The organism is Roseateles terrae (assembly GCF_014192155.1).
GTDB lineage: Bacteria > Pseudomonadota > Gammaproteobacteria > Burkholderiales > Burkholderiaceae_C > Roseateles > Roseateles terrae.
On sequence record NZ_JACHXO010000007.1, the window covers coordinates 325,388 to 343,958 of the forward strand.

Here is an 18,571-nt window from a genome sequence, read left to right on the forward strand (position 1 = left end):
TCGTCTTATTCGGTGAAGCCCTTGCCCTGCTCGGCCAGGCGCGCCAGCAGCGGTGCCGGCTCCCAGAACTTGCCGTCGTCCAGCGGGTTGCGGGCAAAACGCTTCATCGTCTGAACCACGTTGTACAGGCCCACGGTGTCCGCATAGCACATCGGGCCGCCGCGCCACAGCGGGAAGCCGTAGCCGGTCAGGTAGACCATGTCGATGTCCGAGGCGCGCATCGCGATGCCTTCTTCCAGGATGCGCGCGCCTTCATTGACCAGTGCAAACACCAGGCGCTGCACGATCTCTTCGTCGCTGATCTTGCGCGGCGTGATGCCCAGGGCCGAGCGGTGCATGTCGATCATCTCCAGCACGGTGCGGGAGGGAATCGCATCGCGCTTGCCCGGCTGGTAGTCGTACCAGCCCGCGCCGGTCTTCTGGCCATAGCGGCCCATTTCGCAGAGCAGGTCGGCGGTCTTGGAATAACGCAGGTCCGGTTTCTCGATGTAGCGGCGCTTGCGGATGTACCAGCCCACGTCGTTGCCGGCCAGGTCACCCATGCGGAACGGACCCATGGCGAAGCCGAAGCGCTCCATCGCCTTGTCCACCTGCTGCGGCGTGCAGCCTTCTTCCAGCAGGAAACCGGCCTGGCGGCTGTACTGCTCGATCATGCGGTTGCCGATGAAGCCGTCGCACACGCCGGAGACGACGCAGGTCTTGCGGATCTTCTTGCCCAGCGCCATCACCGTGGCCAGCACGTCCTTGGCAGTGGCGGCGCCGCGCACCACTTCCAGCAGCTTCATCACGTTGGCCGGGCTGAAGAAGTGGGTGCCGATCACGTCCTGCGGGCGCTTGGTGAAGGAGGCAATCTTGTTGACGTCCAGCGTCGAGGTGTTGGAGGCCAGGATCGCGCCGGGCTTCATCACTTCGTCCAGACGGCGGAAGACCTGTTCCTTGACGCCGATGTCCTCGAACACCGCCTCGATGACGAGGTCGGCGTCCCCGATCTCGGCATAACTCAGCGTGCCCTGCAGCAGCGCCATGCGCTGCGCGTATTTGTCTTCCTTGAGCTTGCCCTTGCGGATCTGGGCTTCGTAGTTCTTGCGGATGGTCTCGATGCCCCGGTCCAGGGCTTCGATCTTCATTTCCAGCAAGGTCACCGGAATGCCGGCATTCAGGAAGTTCATGGCAATGCCGCCGCCCATCGTGCCGGCGCCGATGATGGCCACCTTCTGGATGGCGCGCAGCGGCGTGTCTTCCGGCACGTCCGGAATTTTGGCGGCGGCGCGCTCGGCGAAGAACGCGTGGCGCAGCGCCTTGGACTCCGGCGTGAGCATCAGCTGGGCAAAGGCTTCGCGCTCGGCCTTCATGCCGTCCTCGAAGCGCTGGCTGACGGCGGCGGACACCGCCTCCACGCACTGCAGCGGCGCGGGGAAATGCTTGCTCATCGCCTGCACCGTGTTGCGGGCGAACTGGAAGAAGCCCTGGGCTTCCGGATGCTGGGCCTTCAGGTCGCGTACCCGCGGCAGCGGGCGCTTGTCGGCCACTTCCATGGCGAAGGCGACGGCACCGTCCAGCAGGTCACCGTCCAGAATCTTCTGGAACAGCACCTGACCGGGCACCTGGGCCAGCAGCTCGCTGTTCACCGGCTCGCCGCTGACGATCATGTTGAGCGCCGGCTCCACCCCCAGGGCGCGGGGCAGCCGCTGGGTGCCACCGGCGCCGGGCAGCAGGCCCAGCTTCACTTCCGGCAGGGCCACCTTGGTGCCGGGTGCCGCCACCCGGTAATGGCACCCGAGCGCCAGCTCCAGGCCGCCGCCCATGCAGACGCTGTGAATGGCTGCCACCACCGGCTTGCTGCAGGACTCGACCCGTGCAATCAGGGACAGCAGATTGGGTTCGGCCAGCGCCTTGGGCGAGCCGAATTCGCGGATGTCCGCGCCCCCGGAAAACGCCTTGCCGGCCCCGGTGATCACGACCGCCTTGATGGCCGGGTCGTTCTCCGCCCGCTCGATGCCCTCGGCGGTCGCCTTGCGCGTGGCATGGCCCAGCCCGTTCACCGGCGGATTGTTCAGCGTGATCACGGCGACCGAGCCGCGGACTTCGTAGTTGGCACTCATGCGTGTTCCTTGAAAAGAACGATCGTTCGATTCTAGGCAGAGCGCTCGCCGCTGTGATGTCCCTGCGGCGACAAAGCGTCAGCCCCCAGTGATAACCCGCAATCGGGTCCCGGGCGGGAACCGGGGAGCGGCGTTCGTTGACACACGCCGCATCACCACAGACGTAGGGCCTCTTCATGTGGCGTTGCTGTTTCCCTCGCGCCAGGATGGACATCGAAGCGGCCGACTTCGAACCCGACGCCTGCACGCCCCCGCTGGCCGGGTTGCGTCTTCCGGCGGGCCTGCCGCCGTCGAAGGCCGATCTGGCGCCCCCCGCGTCTCCCGCAGGAGGTTCGCACCACCCACCGCCGCCGCCTCTGCACCGCCTGGGTTCTTCGCAGCGGTCGTCCCGCAGCACCTCGGGCGAAAGCCAGACGTCGGCCACGCGCACCGCTGCCACGGTCCAGGAACTGGCGCGACGCAGCGTGCGGTCCAGTTCCACACCCACCTCGAGTGCCGCGCCGTCCGTCGCCTCATCGGCCACCGAAGCGCCCCGGACCGAGGTGGATCTGTCCGGCTGGTCCGTCGCCCGCGTCGCCGAACTTTCGCCCCAGCAGCGGTCCGCCCTGGGTCGCCATTGCCTGCGCCTGACGCTGCCATCCGGCAGCAGCGCCGACACCGTGCGCCAATGGCTGCGTGCCTGTCCCAAACTGCGAGCGATCACGGCCCTGGCCATCCATGAAGACGGTGCCCTGATCTCCGCCACCAGGGCGTTGGATCTGCGCGAATTCAAGACGACGCCGCCGGGTCCGTCCCGGCTCTGCCTCGGTCTGGACGCTCGGCTGGTGGTGTCCGATGAGTGGGCCGTGCCGCCGGATCGGTCCCGGCTTCGCGGCTGGATCGCGAATCCGGACACCCTTCCGCGCTTGTCCCCGGAGGCGTTTGCCCGGGTGGAGCGGCTGCTTCGGAGTCTGCTGTTCGACTCGGCGAGCGCAGTGCGCTCAGGACTGCAACCCGGACCGGGACTGCGCCGGACGATGGAGTCGCTCATGGAAGCCTCACCGCCGGAGCTGATGTGGGGAGCCGCCGCGCGCAACCATGCCGCCGTGCTCGACTTCGTGCGCCGCCAGCACACCATCCACTACCAGGAGTTCCAGAATTTCGTGCGGCCAACGCTTCAGGCCTGTTGGGACACGGTGGTGCGTCCGCGGGAGCCCAGGGGCTTTGAGCTGCGGCCCCCGGAGGAGCTTCATAAGTTGGCAGCGCTTCGGGTCTGGCGCCTCCATGAAACGCCAGAGGAGAGCGTCGGCACGAGGGAGCGAGTGGTGCAGGCCGCCATCTTGGCCGGCCTGCGGGATCCGCAAGCGATCGCGCATCTGCTGAACCGGAGTTCCCCGGAGCGGGATGACGAGACCCTGGCGTCTCCGCCGGTGTCCGAGGTGACGTCGCCGGTCGTGTCGCCGGTGAGCTCACCGGTCACTTCGCCGGTGGATGCGCCCATGACGCCGCCGCAGTTCATGCCGATGACGTCATCGGGCGGCCCCGAACTGGTGGCCTCGCTTGGGCCGCCCGGGACGGCCGGGTCGGGAAGGGGCTGGCGCTGAGGATGCGCCTGGGTCGGCGTCCGAGCGCCGGGATGACAGCGCCGGTGCCGGCTCGGGTGTCAGCGCCCGCGTGAGCGGTCGATCTGCGTCGGCGCAAAACCGCTGTTGTCGTCCAGCTCTTCATGCTGGGTGGGCAGGAAAGCCGCGCCGCCGCCCTGCGCCACACGGGCCGTCATCGCCATCGCCTGGGGGGCCAGCGGCGAGGCCACACGGGGCTCCAGCGGGGGACCCAGGGTATCCGGTGGGCTGACGGTGTTGGCCGCGCGGCGGCGCACCCGCTCGGCGATCAGGCGAAGTTCACCCATTTCGAGCTGAAGCTGCTCAATCTGGCGCCGCGCCTGACTGTTCTGCTGGTTCAGCAGGTCCCGCGAGGCCTTCAGCTGTTCGATCAGATTCCGGGCCTTGCCCAGCCGACGCTGCCACCACAGGCTCGCGCCAAGGCCGACGACCGCCGCACCACCCACTGCACCCGCCACGATGCTCCACGCTTGCCCGATTTCCATGTTGTCTGGCTCCTTCTGGAACTTCTGAATCACCCGCGCCTGACAGCCGAGGGGCCTCCAGTCGGGGTCCGGCGCCCTCGATGGGTGCCTTGACAAGCCAATGTAGTGCCGTGTCATGGGCCTGTAACGCGCCGGACCCACCCGGAACAGGGGACCCGGGTCGGGGTTTCGCGACGCGCGACACAAGTTTTCACCTTGCTGACCGAGTGAGCGTGCGCTGGCCCACCCACCGAAGGGGGAGGCGAAGAGAGATACGAAGCGGAAGGGGGTAGCGCAGGGAGGAGCGCAGGGGAGGCGGAAGGGGAACAGCGAAGCCGGAACGAGGTCGGGAACAGCGCCCGCGCAGGCGCTGCGTGCTAACGTGCCCTCACCCCGGTGAATCGTCTGATTCCCGAGCCTCTGGATCCGCCCGGGCGCGAATCCGCATTGCCGGGGGCGCCTTCCTTCCATCCGCCTTGTTGAGGAGAGAGTCCATGGCCGTATCCAAAAGCGCTGCTTCCACTCATGCCAAGGCAGCGGGGCCGTCCGCTGCCAAGGCGGACTGGCGTGCCCAGCGGTTGGATCATCTGCGCTCGCTGATCCAGGCGGCCGCACCCGATGCGACGGAGGAAGCCAAGTGGAAGAAACCCACCAACCCGGCGGGTGTGCCGACCTGGTCGGACCACGGCTTGATCTGTACCGGTGAGACCTACAAGGACAAGATCAAGCTCACCTTCGCCTACGGTGCCAGCCTGCCCGACCCGCATCAGCTGTTCAATGCCAGTCTGGACGGCGGCACGCGGCGCGCGATCGATCTGAAGGAATCCGACCCGCTGGACGAGGACGCGTTCCAGGCCCTCGTGCGTGCAGCCGTGGCGCGCAATCGTGATCGAAGCTGACCTGATGCCGGGTGTGGTCCGCCTCAGACCTCCAGCCACTCCTTGCGCACATACGCATTCGCCTTGAGCTCGTCCGGTGTGCCTTCAAACACGATGCGGCCATGGCCCATCACATAGCAGCGTTCGGAGATTTCCAGCGCAATCGCCAGCTTCTGCTCCACCAGCAGCACCGACACGCCGCGCCGCTTCAGCTCTTTCAGGTACTCCGCCACCAGCTCCACGATCTTGGGCGCGAGGCCTTCGGTGGGCTCGTCGATCATGATCAGGTCCGGGTCGCCCATCAGGGTGCGGCACAGTGTCAGCATCTGCTGCTCGCCGCCGGACAGCACCCCGGCCTCGGTGTGCTGCCGCTCCTTGAGCCGCGGGAACATCTGGTACATGTCATTGAAGCCCCAGCGGGCCTGGCGTGAGCCGCGCCCCCCCTTCTGCCCCAGCATCAGGTTCTGGTGGACGGTGAGCTTGGGGAAGATGTCGCGGTTCTCCGGCACATAGCCGATGCCTTCATGGGCAATCTCATAGGCCTTGCGCCCCAGCAACGCCCGCCCGCCCCATGACACCGAGCCGGTGCCGTCCACCTGACCCATGATGGTCTTGACGGTGGTGGAGCGTCCGGAGCCGTTGCGCCCCAGCAGGCTGACGATCTCGCCGGGCCGCACCTCCATCGTCACGCCGTGCAGGACGTGGCTCTTGCCGTAAAACGCGTGGACGTTCTCCAGCTTCAACAGCCGGCCGACCTGGATGTCTGGGTCCTTCAATGCTGTGGTCATCGTGCTGTCCCTCCGATTCACGCGTGCGCACCCTGTGCCTGGGACTCCGCCAGCACCGAGCCCAGATACGCTTCCTGCACCCGCGGGTTGGCCCGCACCGCGTCCGGTGTGTCGAAGGCGATGACCTCCCCATAGACCAGCACCGCAATCTTGTCGGCCAGGCCGAACACCACCCCCATGTCGTGTTCCACCGTCAGCAGCGTGCGGCCTTCGGTGACCTGGCGGATGAGCTGAATGAAGCGCTTGGTTTCGCTCTTGCTCATGCCGGCGGTGGGCTCATCCAGAAGAATCACCTTGGCGCCGCCGGCGATGGTGATGCCGATCTCCAGCGCCCGGGCCTCGGCATAGGTGAGGTTCATCGCCGGCACGTCGCGTTTCTTGTCCAGATGCAGCATCTCCAGCAGTTCGTCGGCACGGTCGTTGAGGTCGTCCAGGCCCGCCAGGAACTTCCAGAAGGCGTAGCGATGCCCCATCGACCACAGCAGCGCGCAGCGGATGTTCTCGAACACCGACAGCCGGGTGAACAGGTTGGACACCTGGAAGCTCCGCGACAGGCCGCGCCGGTTGATCTGGTGCGGCGCCAGTTGGTCGATGCGCTCACCAAACAGCTTGATCTCTCCGCTGCTCGGCGCAAACCGGCCGCTGATCAGGTTGAACAACGTGGATTTGCCAGCGCCGTTGGGACCGATGATGGCCACGCGCTCGCCCGGCTTCACCGCCAGTTCCGCGCCGCGGATGATCTCGCTGCGTCCGAAGCTCTTGCGCAGGCTGCGCAGCTCCAGGGCCCAGGGCGGGTTGTTCACGGATGTGCTCATGCAATGCTCCCCGGGTTCACAGGCTTTCCCTGCGCTTGATCTCTTTTTCGATCTCTTCCTGCGCGGCATTCCAGTCCTGCAGGAACGCCCGGCGCGTCAGCTCGAACAGCGCGAGCCCCGTCACCAGCACAAAGCCGGCGCCGAACCACGCATCCAGGCCCTTGGCATTGAGCTGCATGCCCAGCACATGCACCTCCGGGCCCAGCGCCTCGTTGAGCTGCAGGTGGTAGAGCATCTCCACCATCACCGAGCCCCCCAGCAGCGCCATCAGGGCCGTGGCCCCCAGGGCGAGGTAGGCGGTCCAGATCGAACGCAGCTTGCCGAAGGCGGCCAGACGCAGGTTCATCATGATGAGCGAGGCAAAACCGCCCGGCGCATACATCACCATGAAGAGGAAGATCAGGCCCAGATAGAGCAGCCAGGCCTTGGTCAGCTCCGACAGCAGCACCAGCGCGACCACCATCAGCACCGCGCCGATGATCGGTCCGAAGAAGAACGTGGCGCCGCCGAGGAAGGTGAACAGCAGGTAGGCACCGGAGCGCGCCGCACCCACCACCTCCGCCGTGACGATCTCGAAGTTCAGCGCCGACAGCCCGCCAGACACGCCGGCGAAGAAGCCGGCAATCATGAAGGCCAGGAAGCGCACCCACTGGGTGTCGTAGCCGATGAACTGAACCCGCTCCGGATTGTCCCGGACCGCATTGAGCATGCGCCCCAGCGGTGTGCGGGTGAAGGCAAACATCAGCCCAGTGCAGATGAAGCAGTACAGCGCGATGAGGTAGTACACCTGCACCTGCGGCCCGAAGCTGATGCCCAGAACCGGCGCCCCGACAACCCGGTTGCCGGAGATGCCGCCCTCGCCCCCGAAGAACTCCGGCAGCATCAGGGACATCGACCAGATCAGCTCGGCCAGCCCCAGCGTGATCATCGCGAACGGCGTGCCGGACTTCTTAGTGGAGACATAGCCGAACAGCGCGGCGAAGGCCAGGCCGGCCAGGCCGCCCACGATGGGGATCAGGCTTACCGGCAGCCAGGCCATCTGACCGCCGGACACCGCATTGAGCGTGTGAATGGCTAGGTAAGCGCCCAGGCCGCTGTAGACCGCATGGCCGAAGCTGAGCATGCCGCCCTGCCCCAGCAGCAGGTTATAGGACAGGCAGGCAATGATGGCGATGCCGATCTGGGAGAGCATCGTCTGCGCCAGGCTGCTGGTCCACAGCATCGGCGCCACCAGCAGAGCCAGCGCATACGCGCCCCACACCAGCCAGCGGCCGACGTTGTAGGGCTTGAAGTGGTAGCTCTGGCCGCGTGGCACACGGGCCGACCGCCGCGCGTTGGGGTCGTTCGCGTTGTTGGCGCTGTTGGCGCTATTGGGTGCGTTCGTCGCGGACGCAACGGGCGCGCCAGCGGCACCGGTGGCCACCGAGGCAGCGGCAGCCGCCGAAGTGGCGGGCGCGGAGGGCATCACGGCTGACATGGTCAGTCCTCCCGGTTGCCGAGCAGGCCCTTGGGCCGGAAGATCAGGATCAGCACCATCAGCAGATACGGCAGGATGGGCGCCACCTGGGCGAGCGTGAGCTTGAGCAGCGGATAACCGAAGGTGTCCGGCGTGGCCTTGAAGAGGCTGGCCAGCGAGGCATCCACCGTCAGCGGCAGGGTCTGCAACAGCCCGATCAGGATGGAAGCCACAAACGCCCCCGCCAGCGACCCGACCCCGCCCACGACCACCACCACAAAGATGATGGAGCCGACGATCACTGCCATGGCCGGCTCGGTCACGAAGGTGATGCCGCCAATGACGCCAGCCAGCGCCGCCAGGGCGCAGCCGCTGCCGAACACCAGCATGAATACCCGCGGCACGTTGTGCCCGAGGGACTCCACCATTTCCGGATGGGTGAGCGCCGCCTGGATGACCAGCCCGATGCGGGTGCGGGTCAGCAGCAGCCACAACGCGACAAGCATGCCCAGCGCGACCAGCATCATGAAGGCGCGGGTAAGCGGAAACTTGGAGCAAGAGGCTGCCGCACACAGTGCCGGAGCGGCTTCCCCCCAGACCCACTGCAACCCCTGCCCCGGCGCGTGCACCAGGGTGAAGGCGGCGCCTTGCAAGGAGGCAGGCGGAGAAAACGGCACTGCCGTGCGGCCCCACACCAGCTGCACCAGTTCCAGCACCACATACGACAGACCGAAGGTGATGAGCAACTCCGCCACATGGCCGAACTTGTGGACACGCCGCAGGGCCCCGCGCTCGAACAGCGCGCCCATCGCCCCCACCGCCAGCGGCGCCAGGAACAGCGCCGGCCAGAAGCCGAGCCAGCCCGCCATGCTGTAGGCCACATAAGCGCCGAGCATGTAGAAGCTGGCATGGGCGAAATTCAGCACACCCATCATGCTGAAAATCAGCGTGAGGCCGGAGCTCAGCATGAACAGCAGCAGTCCGGAGGACAGCCCGTTCAGCAGATTGATCAAGAGTTGTTCCACAGCAAACACCCATCCCTTCGGGACGACAGGCCGCCCCGATGCGCAGGCCGCAGCCTATCGAGAAACCGCCCATGACGGCGGCGGATGACCGCCCGACCGTGCGAGCAGAGTCACCGCCGTGACCCCGTCATCGGCGGGGCCGGCGTCAGCTCGGCCGCTTCATCTGGCAGGAGGTCGGCGTGGAAGAGACATAGGCGTCATACGTCTTCACTGGCGCGAAGTTGAAGCCGGTGTTTTCCACGTTGTAGGGATGCTTGGCATCGACCTTCTGCCACACCGAGATGTAGAGCGGCTGCTGCAGCTGGTGGTCGGTCTTGCGGATCTCCACATCGCCATTAAAGGTCTTGTAGCGCAGGCCTTCCAGCGCGGCGGCCACCTTCACCGGATCGGTGCTCTTGGCCTTGGCCATGGCGTTGCCCAGCGCGTTGTAGATGTGAATGATGGAGCCGGTGTAGAAGTCGTCGCCGAACTTGGCCTTGTATTCATTGGCCCACTGGTCCATCTGGCCGCCCATGTTGTTGTAGTTGTAGGCCACCTGATAGACCCGGCCGGCACCGCTCGCGCCCATCGCCGTCGGCGTGCCGCTGACGCCGGCGTAGTAGGTGAAGAACTTGCCGTTGTAGCCGGCTTCGTTGGCGGCCTTGATCAGCAGCGCCAGGTCCGAGCCCCAGTTGCCGGTGATCACCGTGTCCGCACCGGAGGCCTTGATCTTGGCCACATACGGCGCGAAGTCCCGCACCTGGGCCAGCGGATGCAGGTCTTCGCCCACCACCTGCACATCCGGGCGCTTCTTGGCCAGCATCTCCTTGGCATATTTGGCCACCTGCTGACCGTGCGCATAGTTCTGATTGAGCAGGTAGACCTTCTTCACCTCCGGCTGTTCCTTCAGGAAGGTGGTGATGGCCTCCATCTTCATCGAGGTGTCGGCATCAAAGCGGAAGTGCCAGTAGCTGCACTTGCTGTTGGTCAGATCCGGGTCCACCGCCGAGTGGTTGAGGTAGACCACTTCCTTGCCGGGATTGCGCTCGTTGTGCTTGTTGACCGCATCGATGATGGCCAGCGCCGCGCCGGAGCCGTTGCCCTGGGTGACGTAGCGCACGCCCTGGTCAATCGCGGACTTCAGCGCATTGAGCGATTCCGCCGGGCTCAGCTTGTTGTCGATGGCGATGATCTCGAACTTCACGCCCGCCGGATTGGTGGCGTTGAACTTCTCGGCGAAGAACTGGAAGCTCTTGACCTGGTTCTGGCCCACCGGGGCCATGAGGCCGGACAAAGGGTCGATCCAGGCGATCTTCACCGTCTCGCCCTTTTGCGCGTAGGCGCTGCCCATGGCCACGGCCAGAAGGGCGGCGGCAGCCAGGGGCTGGACAATCAGTCGGAGGGAACGCTGGTGGCTGTGCTGGCTCATGGGATTTGTCTCCTGATATGGTTGTAGGCACGGCGGGGAACAGCGAAACGCGGTTCCCTACTCCGGTGGGGCCAAGCCCATCGGGTGGGGGGAACGCACGGAACTCCTGAGCGTCACGCGCTGGGCAGCGTGTGAGTGCGGAACTGCTCGCGCAGCTTCAGCTTGAGCATCTTGCCGGTGGCGGTGTGCGGAATTTCATTCACGAACACGACGTCATCCGGGACTTGCCATTTGGCAATCTTGCCCTCGTAGAACTTGAGCATGTCGTCCCGGGTGAGGCTGGCCCCGGGCTTGGTCACCACCACCAGCAGCGGGCGTTCATCCCACTTCGGATGGGCCACGGCGATCACCGCCGCTTCATGCACCGCCGGATGCGCCATGGCGATGTTTTCCAGGTCGATCGAGCTGATCCATTCCCCACCGGACTTGATCACGTCCTTGCTGCGGTCGGTGATCTGCATGAAGCCGTCTTCATCGATGGTGGCGACATCGCCGGTGGGGAACCACAGCCCGGCCTCGCGTCCGTCGCGGCCGGCCACCGGGATCAGCGGGGTGTCTTCATGGCCGTAGTAGCTGGAGATCACCCAGGACCCGCGCACCACCAGGTTGCCGGCACTGCGGCCGTCCCACGGCAGTTCGCGACGGGCGTCGTCGATGATGGTCATGTCGATGCCGTAGATCGCCTTGCCCTGCTTCTCCAGCAGGCGGCGCTGCTCGGCCGGCGGCAGGGCCAGATGCTTGCTGCTCAGGCGGCTGAGCGTGCCCAGCGGCGACAGCTCGGTCATGCCCCAGGCGTGCACCACCTCCACCCCGTAGTCGTCCATCAGCGTGGCGAGCATGGCGGGCGGGCAGGCGGAACCGCCGATCACCGTGCGCTTGAAGGTGCTGAACTTCAGCCCCTGGCTGCTCACGTAGTTGATCAGGCCCAGCCAGACGGTGGGCACCCCCGCGCTGAAGGTGACCTGCTCCTTTTCGAAGAGCTCGTAGAGCGACTTGCCGTCCAGATGCGGTCCGGGGAACACCACCTTGGCGCCCACCAGCGCGGTGCTGTAGGGCAGGCCCCAGGCATTGACGTGGAACATCGGCACCACCGGCAGGATGACGTCGCGCCGTGTGCAGGCCATGGCGTCCGGCAGGGCGGCGCCGAAGGCATGCAGCACGGTGCTGCGGTGGCTGTAGACGGCACCCTTGGGATGGCCGGTCGTGCCGCTGGTGTAGCAGATGGTGGAGGCGGTGTCCTCATCCAGCAGCGGCCAGGTGTAGTGGCCGTCTTCCGCGGCGACCAGATCGTCAAAGCACAACAGGTTCGGGATCGACGTCTCGGCCGGCATGTGCGCCCGGTCGGTCATCAGGATGAAGTGCCGCACGGTGACCAGCTGCGGCGCGATCTTCTCCACCAGCGGCAGGAAGGTCAGATCAAAGCACAGGGCGCTGTCCTGCGCATCGTTGGCAATCCAGGCGATCTGCTCGGGGAACAGGCGCGGGTTGATCGTGTGGCAGACCAGACCGGAACCGGAGGTGCCGTAGTAGATCTCCAGGTGGCGATGACCGTTCCACGCCAGCGTGCCCACCCGCTCTCCGGCGGACAGTCCCAGCCGCCCCAGCGCCTGTGCGAGCTGGCGCGATCGCAGCTCCACCTCCGCCCAGGTGCTCCGGTGCAAGTCGCCTTCACAGCGCTTGCTCACGATCTCGGTGTCTCCGGCGTGCCGGGCCGCATGCTGGATCAATGAAGAGATCAGCAACGGCATCGACATCATCTGGCCCAACAGTGCCATCCATGTCTCCTTGATCTGCGGGACTGTCCTGACTCATCAGGGGTAGGCAGTCCTGTGTTTGGATCAGTCTATGTCCGCCCCGGTGCGGGTAACGTCACCCTAGTGACGCCACCGACCGTACGGCATAAGGATATTTACTTACGGTGCCTGAACCGGGGGTGGGTGGCGGAGCACGTGGCTGCGGTAGGCGCGGCGGCCCACTGCGGGCTTGTCCCTACGGCGATGACGGTGCGGCCCCCTCGGTACACTGCCCGGATGAATGCGCCAGAGATGTTTGCGCCCTCGGGGGCGGCGGTGGAGTCCTCGTCGTCACCGTTCCCACCACGGTTTTCCAATCGCTTCCATCAGCTGGGACCGGCGTTCTTCACCGAGCTGAAGGCGTCGAGCCTGCCGGACCCGCACTGGATCGCGGTGAGCCCGTCCTGCAGCGAGCTGCTGGGCTGGCCGGCCGACTGGTGGGAGCGTCCCGACGCCCTCGCCGCCTTCAGCGGCAACGCCCCCCTGCCCGGCATGCAGCCGCTGGCCAGCGTCTACAGCGGGCACCAGTTTGGGGTGTGGGCCGGACAACTCGGCGACGGTCGCGCCTTGTGGCTGGGGGAAGTCGAAGCGCCCGGCGGCCCGCTGGAGCTGCAGCTCAAGGGGGCCGGACAGACGCCCTACTCCCGCCGCGGCGACGGGCGCGCGGTGCTGCGCTCGTCCATCCGTGAATATCTCTGTTCCGAAGCGATGGCCGGTCTGGGCATTCCGACGACGCGAGCGCTGTGTCTGGTTGGCTCCCAGGTCCTGAAGGTGCAGCGGGAAGCGGTGGAAACCGCCGCCGTGGTCACCCGCGTCGCGCCCAGCTTCCTGCGCTTTGGCCACTTCGAGCATTTCGCGCATCACGGTCAGCATGATCAGTTGCGCGAGTTGTTTGACTATTTCCTGCAGGCCTATGCACCAGACTGCGCGGATGCGCCCAATCCGGTGCCTGCGGTGCTGGCCCGGGTCTGCGCGCAGACCGCGGAGCTGATCGCGCAGTGGCAGGCGGTGGGTTTCATGCATGGCGTGATGAACACCGACAACATGTCGATGCTGGGCCTGACCATCGACTACGGCCCGTTCGGCTTTATGGACGGCTTCAACCCGGCCCACATCTGCAACCATTCCGACCATCAGGGCCGGTATGCCTTCGCCCGCCAGCCTCAGATCGGCCTGTGGAACCTGCATGCGCTGGCGCAAGCGCTGTTCCCGCTGATGCCCACGGCCGACAGCGACGCCGATGCCGCTGCCGAGGAACTGCAGGAGGCACTGGAGGTCTACCGCGAGCGCTTCGGCCAGGCCCTGCTGGGTGCCATGCGGGCCAAGCTGGGCCTGCAGGACGCACTGGACGACGACGGCCTGCTGATCGACGACTGGCTGCGCCTGCTGGCCAAGCACCAGAGCGACTACACCCTGGCGCACCGCCGCCTGTCCGCTTTCGACCCGGACCAGCCCGCCGACGCCCCGGTGCATGCGCCGCTGCGCGACCTCTTCCTGGACCGCGAGGCCTTCGATGCCTGGGCGCTGCGGTATGCCGAGCGCTTGAAGAAGTCGGCGGCCGACCCATCTATGTCGTCTGAAGCGCGTTCTGCGCGCATGAATGCGGTCAATCCGGCGGTGGTGCTGCGCAACCATCTGGCACAGACCGCCATCGAGCGAGCCGAAGCGGGCGATTTCTCCGAAGTGCAGCGGCTGCAGCAGGTGCTCAGCCGCCCGTACGACGATCCCCTCAACCCCGCAGACGCCGGCCTTCCGCCCGACTGGGCGCAACATCTGGAGGTGTCCTGTTCATCATGAGCAAGCCTGTGAACCATCAAGAACGCGACCGCGACAGCGACTACGAAGTCAAGAAGACCGACGCCGAATGGCGCGAGCAGCTCGACCCGATCCAGTATCAGGTGGCCCGCCACGCCGCGACCGAGCGGGCCTTCACCGGCAAGTACTGGGATCACTGGGAATCCGGCCAGTACAACTGCGTGGGCTGCGGCACACCGCTGTTCCAGGCGGACACCAAGTTTGACGCCGGCTGCGGCTGGCCCAGCTACTACGAGCCGATCAATTCGGAGGTGGTGGAACGGGTGGTGGACGAGAGCCACGGCATGGTGCGGGTGGAAGTGCGGTGCAACAAATGTGGCACCCACCTCGGCCACGTCTTTCCCGACGGACCGGAACCGACCGGCGAGCGGTTCTGCATCAACTCGGCCGCGATAGACTTCAAGCCTCAGCGCTGAGCGCCGTTTCCGGTTTTTCGAATGAAGTTGTTGCTCGATTTCCTGCCGCTCCTGCTGTTTTTCGCGACGTTCAAGTACGCGGACGCGCAGCCGGAGTGGGCAGCCAGTTTCGCCACCGAACATCTCGGTTTTCTTGTCTCCGGCGGCCAGGTGCCGGCCGAAGTGGCCCCGGTGCTGCTGGCCACGGTGGTGGTCATGGCCGCCACGGTGGCGCAGGTGCTCTTTCTCAAGCTCACCCGCCGCAAGGTCGATCTGATGCTGTGGATCAGCCTGGTGCTGGTCACGGTGATGGGCAGTGCCACCATCTATTTCCACAGCGAAGTCTTCATCAAGTGGAAGCCCTCGCTGCTGTACTGGGCCTTTGCGCTGACCTTCCTGTTCAGCCATCTGGTGCTGGGCCGCAACCTGCTGCGCAAGATGCTGGGCGGTGAGCTGCAGCTGCCGGACGTGGTGTGGAATCGGCTGAATTGGGCCTGGGCCCTGTTCTTCGGAGCCATGGGGTTTGCCAATCTTTACGTCGCTTACGAGTTCAGCAGCGCCGCCTGGGCCAACTTCAAGGCCTTCGGATCGACTGGCCTGATTGTGCTGTTCACCCTCGCCCAGGGGATCTACATGAGCCGCTACCTGCCGGAGCCCTCCGAGGCTGCGGACACCCCGAAAGATCCCCAGGAGCAGCGTCGATGAGCGGCACCCAGCACCCGCAAGGTCCGGGAACCCCGATGGATACGGGCTTCGCGAGCGCAGCCCCGGCAGCGGCGGGCGGCTTGGCGGCGGAGATTGAAGCGCGCGTCCAGGCCGCGCTGGCCCCTGACTCAATGCAACTACGCGATGACAGCGCCTTGCATGCCGGCCATGCGGGGGCCCGCGAAGGGGGGCACTATTACCTTGAAATCGTGAGTCCGCGCTTTGCCGGTTTACCCAGGGTGGCGCGGCATCGGCTCGTATATGATGCCCTCGCCGATCTGATGAAGAAGGGCATTCACGCGCTGGCCATTGATGCGCGCGCGCCCGACGAACAGCAGAACAAGGTCCATGAGCAGCGCCGTTGATCGGCGCTTTGTTTTGGAGCGTGATTGACGCTCACCGGGAGTCTCTGAAAGGCCCTTTATCCATGAAGAAGTTTGTGCTTGCCGCCACTGTGGCGGCCCTTGGCGCCCTGTCCCTGCCGGCCATGGCGCAGAACATCGCAATCGTGAACGGCAAGGCCGTTCCGAAGGCCCGTGCTGACCTGCTGATCTCGCAGATCGCCAAGAGTGGCCAGCCTCGCAGCCCGGAAATGGAAAGCAAGGTCAAGGACGAAGTGGTGCTGCGTGAAATCTTCATGCAGGAAGCCGAGAAGCGCGGTCTGGCTGCTTCGAACGACTACAAGGCTCAGCTGGAACTGGCCCGCCAGTCGCTGCTGATCCGCGAGCTGTTCGCCGACTACGCCAAGAAGAACCCGGTGACCGACGCCGAAGCCAAGGCCGAGTACGACAAGTTCAAGGCCCAGGCCCCGAGCAAGGAATACCACGCCCGTCACATCCTGGTGAAGACCGAAGACGAAGCCAAGGCGCTGATCAAGCAGCTGAACGGCGGCGCCAAGTTTGACGACCTGGCAGGCAAGAGCTCGATCGACACCGAATCGGCCAAGAACGGTGGCGACCTGGGCTGGTCCACCCCGGACACCTACGTGCCGGAATTCGGTCAGGCACTGAGCCAGCTCAAGGGCGGCGAAATGACCCAGACCCCGGTCAAGACCCAGTTCGGTTTCCACATCATCAAGCTGGAAGAAGTGCGTGACGCGCAGTTCCCCGCCTTTGATGACGTGAAGGCCCAGATCGTTCAGCGCATCAGCCAGCAGAAGGTTGCCGCCTTCCAGGAAGAGCTGCGCACCAAGGCCAAGACGGACTACAAGTTCTCGAACTGAGGTCCCCGCTGAAAGCACTCGACGGCTGACTGTGTCGCCGTCATGATGCAAGCCCGTGTTGCTGAACGTCAGCCGCGGGCTTTTTTTCTGGATGGATGAGTTTCATGACGGCTTCCCGTTTGGCCCGGCGTCTGCTGCCCTCGCCTGAATTCTTGTCTCGCACGCGGGGGCTGGGCTGGTTGGGTGAATATCTGCGGGAGCGGCCGTGGTTGTGGGTGGCGCACCGGCGGCGGGTGGCGCTGGGCGCGGCGGTGGGGCTGGCGGTGGGGGTGATTCCGCTGCCCACCCAGATGCTGCTGGCGGCGCTGGCGGCCATCGCCTTCCGCGCCAATGTGGCGGCCGCAATCGCGGCCACCTGGCTGACGAATCCGCTGACGCTGGTGCCGATCTGGGGGCTGGCGATTTTCCTGGGCCGTCAGGTGCTGGGCATTCACGGGCCGATTTCGGCGCCGAAGGAACTGGCGCTGGATTGGTCACAGCCGTCGAGCTGGTGGCCGGCGGTGGCGCAGTGGTTCGCGGAGCTGGGGACGCCGCTGCTGGTCGGGTTGCCGCTGGCGGGCATCGTGCTGGGGGCGAGCCTGTATGTCATCGTCTACATCGGGTGGTGGATGGTCATCCGGATGGAGCGGCGGCGGCGGTTGCGGGAGCGGGCGCTGAGGATTTGATGCGGGTGTATCCGTTCAGGCCGACGTCCACCACGAAGCTCCAGCCCGGGGACTTTTGGGCACTGCCGCTGGCAGACGGCAAGTTTGGTTGCGGCCGGGTCATCGCCATCAAGGCGGATGCGGGACCGGGCCAGCGAAGCATGCTGCTGGCCGGGGTGATGGACTGGGTGGGTACCTCACCCCCAAGCGTAGACAGTCTTGCGGGCTGCGCGACCCGTGCGCAGGGGCAGATTCATCTGCGATCCATCTGGGAGACGGGCGGGGAGATTCTCGGCAACCGGCCGCTCGAAGCGGATGGCATTGAGGTGGGGGAATTCCTGTCGGAACAGCCGGGCCGGAATTGCATGCTCATGCGGGGGTATGACGTTGTTAGGCCAGCTACCTCGGACGAGCAGCTTCGCTTGCCTGTGTTTCCGACTTGGGGGTATCTCGTGATGGTGCGTTTGGTCCAGGCAAGGGTCGGAGCCTAGATCTCAAGATCATTCATGAATGTCCGTCGCTCTATCGCAGCCTGCACCCTGTTGCTCATCCAAAGCGCAGGGGCAAACGTCATCTCATTAGAGGCGCTCCCTGACGACGTTTATCGCCGGATTGAAGGCTGTTCGTGCACATTCCATCGTGTGGGCTCAAGCGCGGGTTCTTCGTTGATTGGTTGGGCCTTGGGGCCAAGTCGCTCAGAGCAGCAGCCACATGCTTTCATCCAGATCGGCGGCGACACGCGCGAGCTGCCGCTCCTGCGTCAAACGGGCACCAAGCATGGCACCACCTGGACTTTCGGGACGCGGGACCTGACGGCAATCCTCGCCTGTAGAGAAGTCCAGACGCCCGCCAGCTCATATGCAGAGTCGGAGGGCGTTGTCCTGCGCGGCAAGCTCCTCGTGCGCGATGGCAAGCTCCGCAGTCGTGCGATCCCTGTTGAGGGTGCTTGCGGATGCTAGTTGCCCCAAAAACTCACATTCGCTGTCCGCTGCCCACCTGGCGGGTTTTCAAACTTTGGAGATCTTTACCGTGCCAACCGCAGGGGTTAGCTGAAAGCAGCCTTCGATGATTTGCTTCATCTCGTTTAGGCTGCCAAACGTAGGCGGCCATCGAAGTCATGTTGCTCCGCAAAGCGCTGCCTAGAATGCTCGAATGCATCAACGACTGAATTGACCTCCAGGAGTTGGCCAGCCAGGGTCTATGCCAGGGCGATGATTTGAGACGGGGTTGAGCAACAAGTGTGGCGACGGCTTTGCAGTGGGCGCTGCCACTCACCTGTCATCTCAATCACAGACAGCTTTCGGGCAGCAGTGAATCAACCCGGTTTCCGCGGAGGCTGTTTGGTTTAAGTCAGGCCATTACGGGGGAGTTCTGACTGGCGAGTTGCCGATAGTAGTTTGCCTCGGCCTCAGCGGGCGGGATGTGGCCGATGGGCGCAAGCAGGCGATGGTGGTTAAACC

Annotated in this window: 16 protein-coding genes; 8 read left to right on the forward strand and 8 right to left on the reverse strand. The window is 65.4% G+C overall.

From position 1 onward, the window contains the following. Positions 1 to 5 precede the first annotated feature (5 nt). Positions 6 to 2,102 carry a 3-hydroxyacyl-CoA dehydrogenase NAD-binding domain-containing protein gene (locus FHS28_RS19280; RefSeq protein WP_088454645.1) on the reverse strand — a complete coding sequence of 699 codons (2,097 nt, stop codon included), beginning with the start codon at positions 2,100 to 2,102 and terminating at the stop codon, positions 6 to 8. 206 nt (positions 2,103 to 2,308) lie between these two features. Here FHS28_RS19280 and FHS28_RS19285 point away from each other — a divergent pair, with 206 nt between their 5' ends. Next, on the forward strand, positions 2,309 to 3,685 hold the full coding sequence (locus FHS28_RS19285; protein WP_088454646.1) for a hypothetical protein: 1,377 nt from the start codon (positions 2,309 to 2,311) through the stop codon (positions 3,683 to 3,685). Between the two features lie 59 nt (positions 3,686 to 3,744). Here FHS28_RS19285 and FHS28_RS19290 read toward each other — a convergent pair whose 3' ends face one another. After that, complete coding sequence (locus FHS28_RS19290) at positions 3,745 to 4,188, reverse strand: hypothetical protein (protein ID WP_184295220.1); 444 nt, start codon at positions 4,186 to 4,188, stop codon at positions 3,745 to 3,747. Between the two features lie 473 nt (positions 4,189 to 4,661). Between FHS28_RS19290 and FHS28_RS19295 the strand changes: the two genes are divergently transcribed. Continuing rightward, a complete protein-coding gene (locus FHS28_RS19295) occupies positions 4,662 to 5,066 on the forward strand; it encodes a DUF1801 domain-containing protein (RefSeq protein ID WP_088454648.1) in 405 nt (134 codons plus the stop codon). A 23-nt stretch (positions 5,067 to 5,089) separates the two neighbouring features. Here the strand turns inward: FHS28_RS19295 and FHS28_RS19300 are convergent, their stop codons facing one another. From FHS28_RS19300 to FHS28_RS19325, 6 genes are all read right to left on the reverse strand, one after another. Further along, positions 5,090 to 5,791 carry an ABC transporter ATP-binding protein gene (locus tag FHS28_RS19300; protein ID WP_088454665.1) on the reverse strand — a complete coding sequence of 234 codons (702 nt, stop codon included), beginning with the start codon at positions 5,789 to 5,791 and terminating at the stop codon, positions 5,090 to 5,092. Positions 5,792 to 5,850: 59 nt separating this feature from the next. Next, the gene (locus tag FHS28_RS19305) at positions 5,851 to 6,648 is read right to left on the reverse strand and encodes an ABC transporter ATP-binding protein (protein ID WP_088454649.1); all 798 of its coding nucleotides are present in this window, start codon (positions 6,646 to 6,648) and stop codon (positions 5,851 to 5,853) included. 16 nt (positions 6,649 to 6,664) lie between these two features. After that, entirely contained in the window at positions 6,665 to 8,125 is a 1,461-nt protein-coding gene (locus tag FHS28_RS19310; RefSeq protein ID WP_088454650.1) for a branched-chain amino acid ABC transporter permease, read from the reverse strand. Positions 8,126 to 8,127: 2 nt separating this feature from the next. After that, positions 8,128 to 9,072 (reverse strand): branched-chain amino acid ABC transporter permease, encoded by a 945-nt coding sequence (locus tag FHS28_RS19315; RefSeq protein WP_221194092.1) that lies wholly within the window; start codon positions 9,070 to 9,072, stop codon positions 8,128 to 8,130. A gap of 202 nt (positions 9,073 to 9,274) precedes the next feature. Then, the gene (locus FHS28_RS19320) at positions 9,275 to 10,537 is read right to left on the reverse strand and encodes a branched-chain amino acid ABC transporter substrate-binding protein (RefSeq protein WP_088454651.1); all 1,263 of its coding nucleotides are present in this window, start codon (positions 10,535 to 10,537) and stop codon (positions 9,275 to 9,277) included. Positions 10,538 to 10,650: 113 nt separating this feature from the next. Then, positions 10,651 to 12,312: a 3-(methylthio)propionyl-CoA ligase gene (locus FHS28_RS19325; RefSeq protein WP_088454652.1), complete on the reverse strand. Its 1,662-nt coding sequence runs from the start codon at positions 12,310 to 12,312 to the stop codon at positions 10,651 to 10,653. Positions 12,313 to 12,582: 270 nt separating this feature from the next. On the opposite strand from FHS28_RS19325, the gene FHS28_RS19330 reads away from it, so the two are divergent. The 6 genes from FHS28_RS19330 to FHS28_RS19355 all read left to right on the forward strand — a co-directional run bounded on the left by FHS28_RS19330 (position 12,583) and on the right by FHS28_RS19355 (position 17,132). Next, entirely contained in the window at positions 12,583 to 14,127 is a 1,545-nt protein-coding gene (locus tag FHS28_RS19330; RefSeq protein ID WP_246410366.1) for a protein adenylyltransferase SelO, read from the forward strand. Continuing rightward, positions 14,124 to 14,561 (forward strand): peptide-methionine (R)-S-oxide reductase MsrB, encoded by a 438-nt coding sequence (msrB, locus tag FHS28_RS19335; protein ID WP_088454654.1) that lies wholly within the window; start codon positions 14,124 to 14,126, stop codon positions 14,559 to 14,561. Before FHS28_RS19330 ends, msrB begins: the two co-directional genes overlap by 4 nt. A gap of 21 nt (positions 14,562 to 14,582) precedes the next feature. Next, positions 14,583 to 15,245, forward strand: coding sequence for a septation protein A (locus FHS28_RS19340; protein WP_088454655.1), 663 nt, complete (start codon positions 14,583 to 14,585; stop codon positions 15,243 to 15,245). A 35-nt stretch (positions 15,246 to 15,280) separates the two neighbouring features. Beyond that, positions 15,281 to 15,610, forward strand: coding sequence for a BolA family protein (locus FHS28_RS19345; protein ID WP_088454656.1), 330 nt, complete (start codon positions 15,281 to 15,283; stop codon positions 15,608 to 15,610). Between the two features lie 62 nt (positions 15,611 to 15,672). Further along, entirely contained in the window at positions 15,673 to 16,467 is a 795-nt protein-coding gene (locus tag FHS28_RS19350) for a peptidylprolyl isomerase (RefSeq protein WP_088454657.1), read from the forward strand. Between the two features lie 104 nt (positions 16,468 to 16,571). Beyond that, positions 16,572 to 17,132, forward strand: a complete 561-nt coding sequence (locus FHS28_RS19355) for a DUF2062 domain-containing protein (RefSeq protein WP_184295223.1) — start codon at positions 16,572 to 16,574, stop codon at positions 17,130 to 17,132. Positions 17,133 to 18,571: the final 1,439 nt, after the last annotated feature.